Annotated in this window: 2 protein-coding genes; one reads left to right on the plus strand and one right to left on the minus strand. The window is 47.7% G+C overall.

Annotation, left to right across the window (positions count from 1 at the left end; genetic code table 11):
• Nucleotides 1-35: 35 nt before the first annotated feature.
• Complete coding sequence (locus MmiHf6_RS02100; protein WP_316558061.1) at nt 36-14,084, minus strand: InlB B-repeat-containing protein; 14,049 nt, start codon at nt 14,082-14,084, stop codon at nt 36-38.
• 455 nt (nt 14,085-14,539) lie between these two features.
• On the opposite strand from MmiHf6_RS02100, the gene ileS reads away from it, so the two are divergent.
• Nucleotides 14,540-17,722: an isoleucine--tRNA ligase gene (ileS, locus tag MmiHf6_RS02105; protein WP_316558062.1), complete on the plus strand. Its 3,183-nt coding sequence runs from the start codon at nt 14,540-14,542 to the stop codon at nt 17,720-17,722.
• Nucleotides 17,723-18,019: the final 297 nt, after the last annotated feature.

Consider the following 18,019-nt stretch of genomic DNA (forward strand, 5'->3'; position numbering starts at 1 on the left):
TCTATAAAAATAAAACAAAAAGAATAAAACAAAAATCAGTTTCCTGACTTTTGTTCTTCATCAATTTCTTCATCTTTTTCTTTTCTTTGTTTCCATGTAAACAAATAAACAGCGATTGCTGTCAGGAAAATCAAGACAACTGCAGCTTTAATCGAATCGGTGTCCGGCTCAGGCTGCGGATTTGGTCCGGGTCCGGGTGGTTCGGGTTCCGGCTCAGGCTCCGGTTCAGGTTCGGGATTCGAATCTTCCGGATCAACAACAGTTGCATTGCCTTGACCGGAACCGCCGCCGCCTGAAGTATTATCTTTCTTCCAAATCGGATCAAACGCGTAATCTTTATCCATGACCGGAATCGCTGTCACGGCGCTGCCGCCGGGCGTTCCGGTGGAATTATCCTGCCATCCGGCCCAATTGTTTCCGGCTTTGTACAAATCGCCGCCCGTCGTATCAAGCGGCACATTTGCCGTGTTCATCAGCACCTGCGTTCCGGAAGGCGCATTGCCGCCGTCAGCACCCGTATTCAAATACGTCACGCTGTAAAGGATTGCTTCACCCGTATCATTTCCGCGCCAAATCGGATAGATTGTCACATCTTCCGTTGTAAAATCAACTTCTGTGATGATGCCGCTCGGTTCCGGCGCTGAAGCTTTCAAAACACTGTCTTTTTGAGAAACGTCAGCCGTCCACCCGACGAAAGTGTAGCCGAGGCGAGTCACACTGTTATTCAATGTGCGGTCTTTCGTGTGAACCGGAATGTCGGATTCATTTGCCGGCCAGACAAGCAAATCGCCGGAAGAGACGCCCGTATCGTAATTCAAATTCAATGTCGTGCCGCTTGCCGTCCAAATCGGATCAAACGCGTAATCTTTATCCATGACCGGAATCGTTGTCACGGCGCCGCCGCCGGGCGTTCCGGTGGAATTATCCTGCCATCCCGTCCAATTGTTTCCGGCTTTGTACAAATCGCCGCCCGTCGTATCAAGCGGCACATTTACCGTGTTCATCAGCACCTGCGTTTCGGAAGGCGCATTGCCGCCGTCAGCGCCCGTATTCAAATACGTTACGTTGTAAAGGATCGCTTCGCCCGTATCATTTCCGCGCCAAATCGGATAGACTGTCACGTCCGCCGTTGTAAAATCAACTTCTGTGATGATGCCGCTCGGCTCGTTTTCTGAAGCTTTCAAAACACTGTCTTTTTGAGAAACGTCAGCCGTCCACCCGACAAAAGTGTAGCCGAGGCGAGTCACACTGTTATTCAATGTGCGGTCTTTCGTGTGAACCGGAATGCCGGATTCATTTGCCGGCCAAGAAAGCAAATCGCCGGAAGAGACGCCCGTATCGTAATTCAAATTCAATGTCGTGCCGCTTGCCGTCCAAATCGGATCAAACGCGTAATCTTTATCCATGACCGGAATCGTTGTCACGGCGCTGCCGCCGGGCGTTCCTGTGGAATTATCCTGCCATCCCGTCCAATTGTTTCCGGCTTTGTACAAATCGCCGCCCGTTGCATCAAGCGGCACATTTGCCGTGTTCATCAGCACCTGCGTTTCGGAAGGCGCATTACCGCCGTCAGCGCCCGTGTTCAAATACGTCACACTGTAAAGGATTGCACCGCCCGTATCATTTCCGCGCCAAATCGGATAGACTGTCACGTCCGCCGTTGTAAAATCAACTTCTGTGATGATGCCGCTCGGCTCGTTTTCCGAAGCCTTCAAAACACTGTCTTTTTGAGAAACGTCAGCCGTCCACCCGACAAAAGTGTAGCCGAGGCGAGTCGCACTGTTATTCAATGTGCGGCCTTTCGTGTGAACCGGAATGTCGGATTCATTTGCCGGCCAGACAAGCAAATCGCTTGGAGAAACATCCGTGTCGTAATTCAAATTCAATGTCGTGCCGCTTGCCGTCCAAATCGGATCAAACGCATAATCTTTATTCATGACCGGAATCGATGTCACGGCACTGCCGCCGGGCGTTCCGGTGGAATTATCCTGCCAACCGGCCCAATTGTTTCCGGCTTTGTACAAATCGCCGCCCGTTGCGTCAAGCGGCACATTTGCCGTGTTCATCAGCACTTGCGTTTCGGAAGGCGCATTGCCGCCGTCAGCACCCGTATTCAAATACGTCACGCTGTAAAGGATTGCTTCACCCGTATCATTTCCGCGCCAAATCGGATAGACTGTCACGTCTTCCGTTTCAAAATCAACTTCGGTGATGATGCCGCTCGGCTCGTTTTCCGAAGCCTTCAAAACACTGTCTTTTTGAGAAACGTCAGCCGTCCAACCGACAAAAGTGTAGCCGAGGCGAATCACACTGTTATTCAATGTGTGACCTTTCGTGTGAACAGGAATGTCGGATTCATTTGCCGGCCAGACAGGCAAATCGCTTGGAGAAACATCTGTGTCGTAATTCAAATTCAATGTCGTGCCGCTTGCCGTCCAAATCGGATCAAACGCATAATCTTTGTCCATGACCTGAATCGCTGTCACGGCGCTGCCGCCGGGCGTTCCGGTGGAATTATCCTGCCATCCCGTCCAATTGTTTCCGGCTTTGTACAAATCGCCGCCCGTCGTATCAAGCGGCACATTTGCCGTGTTCATCAGCACTTGCGTTTCGGAAGGCGCATTGCCGCCGTCGGCGCCCGTATTCAAATATGTTATGCTGTAAAGGATCGCTTCGCTCGTGTCATTTCCGCGCCAAATCGGATAGACTGTCACGTCCGCCGTTGTAAAATCAACTTCTGTGATGATGCCGCTCGGCTCATTTTCCGAAGCCGTCAAAACACTGTCTTTTTGAGAAACGTCAGCCGTCCACCCGACGAAAGTGTAGCCGAGGCGAGTCACACTGTTATTCAATGTGCGGTCTTTCGTGTGAACCGGAATGTCGGATTCATTTGCCGGCCAGACAAGCAAATCGCCGGAAGAGACGCCCGTATCGTAATTCAAATTCAATGTCGTGCCGCTTGCCGTCCAAATCGGATCAAACGCATAATCTTTATTCATGACCGGAATCAATGTCACGGCGTTGCCGCCGGGCGTTCCGGTGGAATTATCCTGCCATCCCGTCCAATTGTTTCCGGCTTTGTACAAATCGCCGCCCGTCGCATCAAGCGGCACATTTGCCGTGTTCATCAGCACCTGCGTTCCGGAAGGCGCATTGCCGCCGTCAGCACCCGTATTCAAATATGTTACGTTGTAAAGGATCGCTTCGCCCGTATCATTTCCGCGCCAAATCGGATAGACTGTCACATCTTCCGTTGTAAAATCAACCTCTGTGATGATGCCGCTCGGCTCGTTTTCCGAAGCCTTCAAAACACTGTCTTTTTGAGAAACGTCAGCCGTCCAACCGACAAAAGTGTAGCCGAGGCGAATCACACTGTTATTCAATGTGTGACCTTTCGTGTGAACAGGAATGTCGGATTCATTTGCCGGCCAGACAGGCAAATCGCTTGGAGAAACATCTGTGTCGTAATTCAAATTCAATGTCGTGCCGCTTGCCGTCCAAATCGGATCAAACGCATAATCTTTGTCCATGACCTGAATCGCTGTCACGGCGCTGCCGCCGGGCGTTCCGGTGGAATTATCCTGCCATCCCGTCCAATTGTTTCCGGCTTTGTACAAATCGCCGCCCGTCGTATCAAGCGGCACATTTGCCGTGTTCATCAGCACTTGCGTTTCGGAAGGCGCATTGCCGCCGTCGGCGCCCGTATTCAAATATGTTATGCTGTAAAGGATCGCTTCGCTCGTGTCATTTCCGCGCCAAATCGGATAGACTGTCACGTCCGCCGTTGTAAAATCAACTTCTGTGATGATGCCGCTCGGCTCATTTTCCGAAGCCGTCAAAACACTGTCTTTTTGAGAAACGTCAGCCGTCCACCCGACGAAAGTGTAGCCGAGGCGAGTCACACTGTTATTCAATGTGCGGTCTTTCGTGTGAACCGGAATGTCGGATTCATTTGCCGGCCAGACAAGCAAATCGCCGGAAGAGACGCCCGTATCGTAATTCAAATTCAATGTCGTGCCGCTTGCCGTCCAAATCGGATCAAACGCATAATCTTTATTCATGACCGGAATCAATGTCACGGCGTTGCCGCCGGGCGTTCCGGTGGAATTATCCTGCCATCCCGTCCAATTGTTTCCGGCTTTGTACAAATCGCCGCCCGTCGCATCAAGCGGCACATTTGCCGTGTTCATCAGCACCTGCGTTCCGGAAGGCGCATTGCCGCCGTCAGCACCCGTATTCAAATATGTTACGTTGTAAAGGATCGCTTCGCCCGTATCATTTCCGCGCCAAATCGGATAGACTGTCACATCTTCCGTTGTAAAATCAACCTCTGTGATGATGCCGCTCGGCTCGATTTCTGAAGCCGTCAAAACACTGTCTTTTTGAGAAACGTCAGCCGTCCAACCGACAAAAGTGTAGCCGAGGCGAGTCACACTGTTATTCAATGTGCGGTCTTTCGTGTGAACCGGAATGCCGGATTCATTTGCCGGCCAGACAGGCAAATCGCTTGGAGAAACATCCGTGTCGTAATTCAAATTCAATGTCGTGCCGCTTGCCGTCCAAATCGGATCAAACGCGTAATCTTTATCCATGACCGGAATTGATGTCACGGCGCCGCCGCCGGGCGTTCCTGTGGAATTATCCTGCCATCCCGTCCAATCGTTTCCGGCTTTGTACAAATCGCCGCCTGTTGCATCAAGCAGCACATTTACCGTGTTCATCAGCACCTGCGTTTCGGAAGGCGCATTGCCGCCGTCAGCGCCCATATTCAAATACGTCACGCTGTAAAGGATCGCTTCGCCCGTTTCGTTTCCGCGCCAAATCGGATAGACTGTCACGTCCGCTGTTGTAAAATCAACTTCTGTGATGATGCCGCTCGGCTCGATTTCTGAAGCCTTCAAAACACTGTCTTTTTGAGAAACGTCAGCCGTCCACCCGACAAAAGTGTAGCCGAGGCGAGTCACACTGTTATTCAATGTGCGGTCTTTCGTGTGAACCGGAATGCCGGATTCATTTGCCGGCCAAGAAAGCAAATCGCCGGAAGAGACGCCCGTATCGTAATTCAAATTCAATGTCGTGCCGCTTGCCGTCCAAATCGGATCAAACGCGTAATCTTTATCCATGACCGGAATCGTTGTCACGGCGCTGCCGCCGGGCGTTCCTGTGGAATTATCCTGCCATCCCGTCCAATTGTTTCCGGCTTTGTACAAATCGCCGCCCGTTGCATCAAGCGGCACATTTGCCGTGTTCATCAGCACCTGCGTTTCGGAAGGCGCATTACCGCCGTCAGCGCCCGTGTTCAAATACGTCACACTGTAAAGGATTGCACCGCCCGTATCATTTCCGCGCCAAATCGGATAGACTGTCACGTCCGCCGTTGTAAAATCAACTTCTGTGATGATGCCGCTCGGCTCGTTTTCCGAAGCCTTCAAAACACTGTCTTTTTGAGAAACGTCAGCCGTCCACCCGACAAAAGTGTAGCCGAGGCGAGTCGCACTGTTATTCAATGTGCGGCCTTTCGTGTGAACCGGAATGTCGGATTCATTTGCCGGCCAGACAAGCAAATCGCTTGGAGAAACATCCGTGTCGTAATTCAAATTCAATGTCGTGCCGCTTGCCGTCCAAATCGGATCAAACGCATAATCTTTATTCATGACCGGAATCGATGTCACGGCACTGCCGCCGGGCGTTCCGGTGGAATTATCCTGCCAACCGGCCCAATTGTTTCCGGCTTTGTACAAATCGCCGCCCGTTGCGTCAAGCGGCACATTTGCCGTGTTCATCAGCACTTGCGTTTCGGAAGGCGCATTGCCGCCGTCAGCACCCGTATTCAAATACGTCACGCTGTAAAGGATTGCTTCACCCGTATCATTTCCGCGCCAAATCGGATAGACTGTCACGTCTTCCGTTTCAAAATCAACTTCGGTGATGATGCCGCTCGGCTCGTTTTCCGAAGCCTTCAAAACACTGTCTTTTTGAGAAACGTCAGCCGTCCAACCGACAAAAGTGTAGCCGAGGCGAATCACACTGTTATTCAATGTGTGACCTTTCGTGTGAACAGGAATGTCGGATTCATTTGCCGGCCAGACAGGCAAATCGCTTGGAGAAACATCTGTGTCGTAATTCAAATTCAATGTCGTGCCGCTTGCCGTCCAAATCGGATCAAACGCATAATCTTTGTCCATGACCTGAATCGCTGTCACGGCGCTGCCGCCGGGCGTTCCGGTGGAATTATCCTGCCATCCCGTCCAATTGTTTCCGGCTTTGTACAAATCGCCGCCCGTCGTATCAAGCGGCACATTTGCCGTGTTCATCAGCACTTGCGTTTCGGAAGGCGCATTGCCGCCGTCGGCGCCCGTATTCAAATATGTTATGCTGTAAAGGATCGCTTCGCTCGTGTCATTTCCGCGCCAAATCGGATAGACTGTCACGTCCGCCGTTGTAAAATCAACTTCTGTGATGATGCCGCTCGGCTCATTTTCCGAAGCCGTCAAAACACTGTCTTTTTGAGAAACGTCAGCCGTCCACCCGACGAAAGTGTAGCCGAGGCGAGTCACACTGTTATTCAATGTGCGGTCTTTCGTGTGAACCGGAATGTCGGATTCATTTGCCGGCCAGACAAGCAAATCGCCGGAAGAGACGCCCGTATCGTAATTCAAATTCAATGTCGTGCCGCTTGCCGTCCAAATCGGATCAAACGCATAATCTTTATTCATGACCGGAATCAATGTCACGGCGTTGCCGCCGGGCGTTCCGGTGGAATTATCCTGCCATCCCGTCCAATTGTTTCCGGCTTTGTACAAATCGCCGCCCGTCGCATCAAGCGGCACATTTGCCGTGTTCATCAGCACCTGCGTTCCGGAAGGCGCATTGCCGCCGTCAGCACCCGTATTCAAATATGTTACGTTGTAAAGGATCGCTTCGCCCGTATCATTTCCGCGCCAAATCGGATAGACTGTCACATCTTCCGTTGTAAAATCAACCTCTGTGATGATGCCGCTCGGCTCGTTTTCCGAAGCCTTCAAAACACTGTCTTTTTGAGAAACGTCAGCCGTCCAACCGACAAAAGTGTAGCCGAGGCGAATCACACTGTTATTCAATGTGTGACCTTTCGTGTGAACAGGAATGTCGGATTCATTTGCCGGCCAGACAGGCAAATCGCTTGGAGAAACATCTGTGTCGTAATTCAAATTCAATGTCGTGCCGCTTGCCGTCCAAATCGGATCAAACGCATAATCTTTGTCCATGACCTGAATCGCTGTCACGGCGCTGCCGCCGGGCGTTCCGGTGGAATTATCCTGCCATCCCGTCCAATTGTTTCCGGCTTTGTACAAATCGCCGCCCGTCGTATCAAGCGGCACATTTGCCGTGTTCATCAGCACTTGCGTTTCGGAAGGCGCATTGCCGCCGTCGGCGCCCGTATTCAAATATGTTATGCTGTAAAGGATCGCTTCGCTCGTGTCATTTCCGCGCCAAATCGGATAGACTGTCACGTCCGCCGTTGTAAAATCAACTTCGGTGATGATGCCGCTCGGCTCATTTTCCGAAGCCGTCAAAACACTGTCTTTTTGAGAAACGTCAGCCGTCCAACCGACGAAAGTGTAGCCGAGGCGAGTCACACTGTTATTCAATGTGCGGCCTTTCGTGTGAACCGGAATGCCGGATTCATTTGCCGGCCAGACAGGCAAATCGCTTGGAGAAACATCTGTGTCGTAATTCAAATTCAATGTCGTGCCGCTTGCCGTCCAAATCGGATCAAACGCGTAATCTTTATCCATGACCGGAATCGCTGTCACGGCGCTGCCGCCGGGCGTTCCGGTGGAATTATCCTGCCATCCCGTCCAATTGTTCCCGGCTTTGTACAAATCGCCGCCCGTCGTATCAAGCGGCACATTTACCGTGTTCATCAGCACCTGCGTTTCGGAAGGCGCATTGCCGCCGTCAGCGCCCGTATTCAAATACGTCACGCTGTAAAGGATCGCTTCGCCCGTATCATTTCCGCGCCAAATCGGATAGACTGTCACGTCCGCCGTTGTAAAATCAACTTCTGTGATGATGCTGCTCGGCTCGTTTTCTGAAGCTTTCAAAACACTGTCTTTTTGAGAAACGTCAGCCGTCCACCCGACAAAAGTGTAGCCGAGGCGAGTCACACTGTTATTCAATGTGCGGTCTTTCGTGTGAACCTGAATGCCGGATTCATTTGCCGGCCAGACAGGCAAATCGCTTGGAGAAACATCTGTGTCGTAATTCAAATTCAATGTCGTGCCGCTTGCCGTCCAAATCGGATCAAACGCATAATCTTTATCCATGACCGGAATCGCTGTCACGGCGCTGCCGGCGGGCGTTCCGGTGGAATTATCCTGCCATCCGGCCCAATTGTTTCCGGCTTTGTACAAATCGCCGCCCATCGCATCAAGCGGCACATTTACCGTGTTCATCAGCACCTGCGTTCCGGAAGGCGCATTGCCGCCGTCAGCACCCGTATTCAAATACGTCACGCTGTAAAGGATCGCTTCGCCCGTATCATTTCCGCGCCAAATCGGATAGACTGTCACATCTTCCGTTGTAAAATCAACTTCGGTGATGATGCCGCTCGGCTCGTTTTCTGAAGCCTTCAAAACATTGTCTTTTTGAGAAACGTCAGCCGTCCAACCGACGAAAGTGTAGCCGAGACGAGTCACGCTGTTATTCAATGTGCGGCCTTTCGTGTGAACCGGAATGCCGGATTCATTTGCCGGCCAGACAGGCAAATCGCCGGAAGAGACGCCCGTATCGTAATTCAAATTCAATGTCGTGCCGCTTGTCGTCCAAATCGGATCAAACGCGTAATCTTTATCCATGACCGGAATCGTTGTCACGGCGCTGCCGCCGGGCGTTCCGGTGGAATTATCCTGCCATCCCGTCCAATTGTTTCCGGCTTTGTACAGATCGCCGCCCGTCGCATCAAGCGGCACATTTACCGTGTTCATCAGCACCTGCGTTTCGGAAGGCGCATTGCCGCCGTCAGCACCCGTATTCAAATACGTCACAGTGTAATTAATTGCGCCGCCCGTTTCGTTTCCGCGCCAAACGGCGTAAACCGTCACATCTTCCGTTGTAAAATCAATTTGAGAAACAACTGTTGCGGGAACGCCGTCTGCTGAACTCAGCGAATCGGTAACAGGAACCGTGCTCCAGCCGGCAAAATCGTATCCTAAACGCTTAAAGCCGGAACCGTCATTGAGCGGATAATTTTTCGTATAAATTGAAATGTCTGCTGCCTGAGCCGGCCAATTGCCTGTCAGATTATTGTCATCAGCGCCGCTTTTATCATACGTCAGTTTCAGTTTTGTACTGTTTTCGACCCAAACCGGATCCAATACATAATTGCGGTCAATCGCGGAAATAACAGTCAATACAGGTCCTGCGGTTCCGTTTTCCTTCCAGCCGTTCCAGTCAAATCCTGTTTTGTACAAATCCGTATTTCCGGAAAGTGTCACATCAGAATGCTTCAAACCTGATTGCGGTGCGGGAACCGTGCCGCCGTCGGAATCATTAAGCTGATAAGTCACAGTGTAATTAATTGCGCCGCCCGTATCATTTCCGCGCCAAACGGCGTAAACCGTCACATCTTCCGTTGTAAAATTCATTTCAGAAACAACTGTTGCGGGAACGCCGTCTGTTGAACTCAGCGGATCGGAGACGGGAACCGTGCTCCAGCCGGCAAAATCGTATCCTAAACGCTTAAAGCCGGAACCGTCATTGAGCGGATAATTTTTCGTATAAATTGAAATGTCTGCTGCCTGAGCCGGCCAATTGCCTGTCAGATTATTGTCATCAGCGCCGCTTTTATCATACGTCAGTTTCAACTTTGTACTGTTTTCGACCCAAACCGGATCCAATACGTAATTGCGGTCAATGCCGGAAATAACAGTCAATACAGGTCCTGCGGTTCCGTTTTCTTTCCAGCCGTTCCAGTCAAATCCTGTTTTGTACAAATCCGTATTTCCGGAAAGTGTCACATCAGAATGCTTCAAACCGGATTGCGGTGCGGGAACCGTGCCGCCGTCGGAATCGTTAAGCTGATAAGTCACCGTGTAATTAATTGAGCCGCCCGTTTCGTTTCCGCGCCAAACGGCGTAAACCGTCACATCTTCCGTTGTAAAATTCATTTCAGAAACAACTGTTGCGGGAACGCCGTCTGTTGAACTCAGCGGATCGGAGACGGGAACCGTGCTCCAGCCGGCAAAATCGTATCCTAAACGCTTAAAGCCGGAACCGTCATTGAGCGGATAATTTTTCGTATAAATTGAAATGTCTGCTGCCTGAGCCGGCCAATTGCCTGTCAGATTATTGTCATCAGCGCCGCTTTTATCATACGTCAGTTTCAACTTTGTACTGTTTTCGACCCAAACCGGATCCAATACGTAATTGCGGTCAATGCCGGAAATAACAGTCAATACAGGTCCTGCGGTTCCGTTTTCTTTCCAGCCGTTCCAGTCAAATCCTGTTTTGTACAAATCCGTATTTCCGGAAAGTGTCACATCAGAATGCTTCAAACCGGATTGCGGTGCGGGAACCGTGCCGCCGTCGGAATCGTTAAGCTGATAAGTCACCGTGTAATTAATTGAGCCGCCCGTTTCGTTTCCGCGCCAAACGGCGTAAACCGTCACATCTTCCGTTGTAAAATTCATTTCAGAAACAACTGTTGCGGGAACGCCGTCTGTTGAACTCAGCGGATCGGAGACGGGAACCGTGCTCCAGCCGGCAAAATCGTATCCTAAACGCTTAAAGCCGGAACCGTCATTGAGCGGATAATTTTTCGTATAAATTGAAATGTCTGCTGCCTGAGCCGGCCAATTGCCTGTCAGATTATTGTCATCAGCGCCGCTTTTATCATACGTCAGTTTCAACTTTGTACTGTTTTCGACCCAAACCGGATCCAATACGTAATTGCGGTCAATGCCGGAAATAACAGTCAATACAGGTCCTGCGGTTCCGTTTTCCTTCCAGCCGTTCCAGTCAAATCCTGTTTTGTATAAATCCGTATTTCCGGAAAGTGTCACATCAGAATGCTTCAAACCGGATTGCGGTGCGGGAACCGTGCCGCCGTCGGAATCATTGAGCTGATAAGTCACAGTATAATTAATTGCGCCGCCCGTATCATTTCCGCGCCAAACGGCGTAAACCGTCACATCTTCCGTTGTAAAATTCATTTCAGAAACAACTGTTGCGGGAACGTCGTCTGTTGAACTCAGCGAATCGGTAACAGGAACCGTGCTCCAGCCGGCAAAATCGTATCCTAAACGCTTAAAGCCGGAACCGTCATTGAGCGGATAATTTTGTGTTCCGGATGAAATGCCGGTTACCTGTTCGGGCCATGTTCCGGTCAATTCATTGTCGCCGGCATTACCCTTATCATAAATTAAATTTACATCTGTTCCTGTGTAAATCCATTTTCCGTACAGCGTCAACCCTGTATCATCAGGATTCAAAGTGTCTTTAATGATTGCAGTAATATCATAAGGAATGAGATAGGTTTCGTCACGATACCAACCGTCAAACTCATAATATTCACGAACAGGCTCAACATTATTGATCATATCATTTGAAAAACTCCAATCAATCCCTTTTTCAACAGTGTCATCTTCACGAACCGTTCCGCCGCCGATTTGATCGGACGGATCTTTCCAGTATAAAGTCACGTCATATTCTTGGACTTGCCTGCCGTTAAATTCAAAAATTCTGTTTTTATTAAAGTGAATATCACTCAAAGCAATCGCGGGCACAGCTGCTGACGGATTTTCAGATTCTGTTGAAAGTAAGACATTCAAATTCGAAACCGTTCCTGCGGTATCGACATATGAAGTGACATTGAAAGGAGAGCCTTCAGGATTTGTCAAATAATTTTGTGTTTCATTAACGACAATTTCACTTACAATATCATATTTTTCCGTATTATTTGCAGCCCATGTTTTAAGATTCAAAATATTCGTTGCTTTGAAATTACTGTATTGATTCAAAAAGCTGACAGCTTGGGCATTGCCGGACGCTGCGGAATAATTATTGTAAATAATAACATTTTCTGACCGGTCAATTGTTAAATTATATGCCGTAAGCGGGTAGCGACTGCTGTTTGAAATTCCTGCGCCGATAATATGGAAAATACTGTTTTCTTTAACAATAACTCCATTTGCGCCATTGGTTCTGAAAACAGATCCGGGGCCTTTATTTATAAAAATAACTTCAGAACCGGGGTCAACGGTAAAATTACTGCTTGTAAAAACCATCATATTTTTTGCTTCTCCCGGACCGTTGGCGCCGGTCGTATTTCCGACAACAGTTAATCGAGAGTCATTGCCTGCACTGATTTTTCCGATATAAGCCATCGGATAAGTGGATGTATAAGCATCCGAATTATTCGCAATAACATACAGTTTCGTATGATTGCCTAAAGACAGACCGGTAGTCGCATTATTAATATTGAAATATGTTCCCTCCTGCGATCCGGTTTCGGAAATCAAAATGATATTTGAAAAATCACCGATATTGAAATTCGAAACATCATTCATACTGTCCCAAAATTTATATTTATTAAAATATGTAAAGTTGGATTTTTCGCCGATGCTCAAATTATAATAAGTCTCATTTGTATCAATAAAATAAGTCCTGTTAAAACCACCGCTGTCGCTGCCGGCATGGCGTATTTCAATATTAGAATTATCTTCAATAATAAACGTATTCGCTTTGTTTACTCTGAAAATAAATCCGTCTGCGATAACTGAACTGTATTTATAAATATTGATATCGCCTGACAAATGAATGTCATAAGCGTTTGCAACAATGCCTTCCCCTGTTGATGTGCCTGACAAATTCAAATTCAAAACTTTCGGATCATCCGATGCTGAAATCGTACTCATTCCTGCATTTTGAATGGCAACGCCTGCGTAATTGACAGTACTTTGAAACGGATTTGCAATAATAATATCGGCTCCGTTGATTGTTACATTCGAATAAATATTGTTAACAAGCTGAGGTCCGACATAAAATATGTTTTCAAAATTTTGCTTATTGCTGCTGCTGACAAGACCGCTTGTCGTTCCGCCGATGATGTATGTGTTTTTCCAAGTCAGCACATTTGCAGAACTTGAAACGATTGTGCGGTTTGTAATGTATTTATACCAATCTTCTTTTGAACTGCCCGGATTCGCCGGATTTTTGGCGCCGTCAATTGTCATGGATCCGGAAATGGAAGAGGAAGCAATGTTTCGCTGATCAATGTCTGCGCCGAGCCGCATGTATGTAATGCTTGAATTGCTGACGGCCGCATTCCAGCCGGCAGGCGTATAAACAATCGCAGATGACGTATTCAGCACATTATTTTCAAAATCGTACTCATTTTGCCAATCCGGCGGCGAATAGTAAAATCTTAAAACGCCCGCAGCAGAGCCGCCCGTATTAAATGTGCCGCCGTCGGCTGCTTCACCTGTTACTCCTCCGGTTCCCGCGTAATTTGCCTGATATGTCCATGTATGAGCGGAATCACTGTTGATTTGCGTTTCGCTTGTCAGTTCTGTTGAAGTGACAGTAATTGTATCACTTGAAACAGTCAAAGGCATTGTTTTGACCAAAACGGTTTCATCGCGGAAAGCTGCCGGATTCACCGTTGTATCCAGCACTTGAATGACTTGGTATATTTCTGCGGTCCATCCGGCGGCTCTGCTTTCTCTTAACAGAACAGGCTCATTCGGATCGACAGGAATTAAATAGAATTTAACTTCCGTCGTTTCACCGAAAATGATTGTACCGCTGTCACTGTCAGAAGCTGTCTCATAAGAAGACCAAATAACATTCAGAGCGTTTTTCCCTTCGGAATATTCGATGCTGTCACTGTCTGCGATCGAATCGATTTCAATTGTTTCTCCGATTTGACCTGTTACGGTTTTTTGACCGATGAGTACTTGTTCGCCGTTTTCTTCAATGTACCAATAAACCGTTACGTCTGAAGATTCAAATTGAGCGGCTGCGATTTCAGCCGTTGCAAATGAACTTGTAAACAACAGACACGCAATTAATAATGTTAAAACTTGAATTCGTTTTTTCATAATAACAACCCATATGATAATAAAATATATCTCAATCAAATTATAAATATATATTTATTATATTTATCATCGTTTATAATTTTAATACTGTTTTTAAAAATTAGTCGATATAAGTCTCATAACAATTTCTTATTAATAAATATTACTATTAAAAATAATTATTATAGAATCTGTATAAATTAAAAAAGTATGTCATAAATTAATTGATACAGCTCATTCTCGAAATATATTTAAGAAAAGGCGGTCTTTGTTCCACACCTTTATATGTCAGTATATAAATTACTCAATTCGTTTTTATCGTTTTAAAATTCAAAAACTCAAATTAAAACTCAAATTAAAACTCAAATTAAAACTCAAATTAAAACTCAAATTAAAACTCAAATTAAAACTCAAATTAAAACTCAAATTCAAAATTTAATTACAATCATTACAATTAATTATCGAGGGACAGTGACATGCTTCAGGAAATACCGGAGAAATATGAAACCAAAGCCGTTGAAGAACAGGTCAACCGCTTTTGGAATGAAAACGACGCGTATCGTAAAACGCGTGAAGGACGCAAAAGCGGCAAAAAATTCTTTTTCGTTGACGGACCGCCGTATACGACCGGACACATTCATATGGGAACCGCCTGGAACAAAGTCATCAAAGATTCGATTTTAAGATACAGATCCATGAACGGAGACGCTGTTACCGACACGCCCGGCTGGGACATGCACGGCCTTCCGATTGAAGTGAAAGTGGAAGAAAAACTCGGATTCAAATCTAAAAAAGATATCGAAACATTCGGCGTCGGCAACTTTATTCAGGAATGCAAGTCTTTCGCGATTGAAAAGAAAGGCGATATGACAGACCAATTCAAAGCGCTGGGCATTTGGATGGACTGGGACAATCCGTACATGACGCTCAAAGACGAATATATCGAAGCTGCCTGGTGGGTGATTCAAAAAGCGCATGAAAAAGGTCTTTTGGAAGAAGGAAAACGTGTCGTGAACTGGTGTCCGCGCTGCGAGACTGCCATTGCCGACTCCGAAGTCGAATATATGGACCGCGACGATGATTCGATTTACGTTAAATTCCCCGTCAAAGGCGAGCAGGACTTCTACATTGTGATTTGGACGACAACGCCCTGGACCATTCCGTCCAATGTGGCTGCTGCCGTTCATCCCGATGCCGAATACGCAATCGTCAAAGCAACAAGAGAAGACGGCAAAGTTGAAAAGCTGCTCATCGGCAAAGAATCCGTTCCGCTCATCATGAAAAGAGGCAAATATACATCTCATGAAATTTTGGAAACAAAAAAAGGCTCGGACTTGCAAGGTTTGGAATATACCGCGCCGCTTGCCGCTGAAGTTCCGGCTCAGGCCGAGATGGCGCACGCAATTTATCCTGCGGATTACGTTTCGCTTGACAACACGGGAATTGTTCACATTGCGCCCGGACACGGTTTGGACGACTTTTATGTCGGAACAAAATTCGGTTTGCCGATTTTCTGTCCGGTCGGCCCCAACGGCGCTTACACAAAAGAAGCCGGAAAATATGCCGGCATAAACATTCGGGATGCCAATGACATTATTATTGAAGATTTGAAAAGCAAAGATCTGCTTTTGTCGCAGGGAAAAATCACGCACAGATACGGTCACTGCTGGCGCTGCAAAACGGCAATCATCTACCGCGCAACAGAACAGTGGTTTTTGGATGTCGGGCAGATCAAAGGGGAGATGCTTGACGCGATTGACAATGAAATCGAATGGACGCCGGAATGGGCCGGCTCTGCCCGCTTCAGAGACTGGGTGGCGGACGCGCGCGACTGGTGTATTTCCCGCCAGCGTTACTGGGGCATCCCGGTTCCGATTTGGACTTGTCCGGACTGTCATGAGCGCGCCGTTTTCGGCACCAAGCAGGAATTGATTTCCAAAGCGCAGTTAGCCGGCGACATTGAGCTTCACCGCCCGTATGTGGATGAAGTCGTTTTGGATTGCAGCTGCGGTGGCAAGATGGTTCGTTCAAAAGATGTGTTTGACGTGTGGTTTGACTCGGCTGTTGCTTCTTTTGCGACGCTCGGCTTCCCCGGCAGAACCGATAAATTTGAAGAGATGTGGCCGGCGGATTTTATTACGGAAGGACACGATCAAACACGCGGCTGGTTCTATTCTCAGCTCGGCGCATCGATTGCGGCTTTTGACAAGACGCCTTACAAAAGCGTTTTGATGCACGGCTTTACGATGGATAAAGACGGAAAAAAGATGTCTAAGAGTCTCGGAAATATCGTGACGCCGGATGAAGTGATTGAAAAGTACGGCGCCGATGTTTTGCGCGCGTATTCGCTTTCTTCGAGCGCGCCATGGGACGATTTGAAATTTGTTTGGGACGACGTTGCCACTGTTAACAGAACAGTCAACATTCTTTGGAATGTTTACAAATTCCCGCTGCCTTATATGATTTTAGACAATTTCAATCCGCTTGAACATCCGGCAGAATCGTTGATCGACAGCATGCGCGAAGAAGACAAATGGATTCTTTCAAGATTACAGTCAACCGTTCTTGAAGTGACGGAAGCGATGGATGAAAAAATGCTTCATAAGGCGCTTCGCGGTTTGTTTAATTTTATTTTGGAAGACCTTTCCCGCTGGTACATTCAGCTGATTCGCCCGAGAACATGGACGGAGGCGAATGACCCCGATAAATTGGCGGTTTACGCGACGCTTTATGAAACGTATGTGACGCTTGCAAAGCTCACGGCGCCGTTCATGCCGTATTTGTCGGAGACGATGTACCAGAATTTGGTGAGAAATGCGGATGAGAATGCGCCGCTTTCGGTTCATATGAATGACTGGCCGGTCGTGAAGGAAGTTTTCGTCAACGCCGAGCTTGAAGAACACATGAAAATTGTGAGAAACGTTGTTGAAGCGTCTTCCAACGCCCGCCAAAAAGCCGGACGCAAGCTGAGATGGCCGATTTCAAGAATCGTTGTCGTTCCGACGGATGACAGCATTGCGGCGGCGCTTGCGCATTTGAGAGATGTTTTGCTGGAGCAGACGAATTCGAAAGATGTGGAAGTTTTGGCTGTCGGCGAAGCGTGGAAGGATTTGGATGTTCAGATGATGCCGAACCAAAGCGTTCTCGGGCCTGCATTCAAACAGGACGCGAAAAAGGTTGCCGACGCGCTCACGGAAGCCGGCGCCAAGTCTTTGAAAGACGCTTTTGATCGTGTTGAAGAAATGGATCTTTCGCTTGCCGACGGATCTGTCGTTACCGTAACGCCTGACATGGTTATTTTTGAAGAATTGATTCCCGAAGGTATTGCCGGCAGCGAATCCGACTGCGGCATGGTTTATGTTGACGCGAAGCTGACGAAAGAATTGGAAGCGGAAGGCTATTCGAGAGAAGTGATCCGCAGAATTCAGGATATGAGAAAAGAATTGAATTTGGCCGTTGATGATCAAATCACCGCCGCCGTCCAAATTAAAGACGCTCATGTCTCCGATTTGATCAAAGAAACGACGGAAACGATTTCAACCGAAGTTCGCGCCGGAAATTTCGCATTGAATCCGGAAACCGTAACAGGCGATTTGGTGAAAGATTGGGATATCGAAGGCATTGGAATGACAATCGGTATCGCGGGAAAGAAGGCTTAAGCTTTCTTTCTGTTTTTTTCTTTTTGTTTATTCTTTTTTGTTTTTCTTTTTCTGCCCGCGGCGCTCGCGCGAAACGCTCCATTTTTCAATAAATTTTCAAACTTGTTCCTTGTTTTTGTTTTATTTTTGGATGAAACTTAAACATCCATTTCGAAAATCAGTGAACCTGAACGCCCGATAAAACCCTAATTTTAAAATGTTTTAGATTTCGATAAAAGAAGGCGTTCCATTTTGAATAATTTTGATAAAAACGATGTTTCAATTGAAACGATATGAATTAAAAGACCAAAAACCGAC

Source organism: Methanimicrococcus hongohii, from assembly GCF_032594095.1.
GTDB classification, from domain to species: domain Archaea; phylum Halobacteriota; class Methanosarcinia; order Methanosarcinales; family Methanosarcinaceae; genus Methanimicrococcus; species Methanimicrococcus hongohii.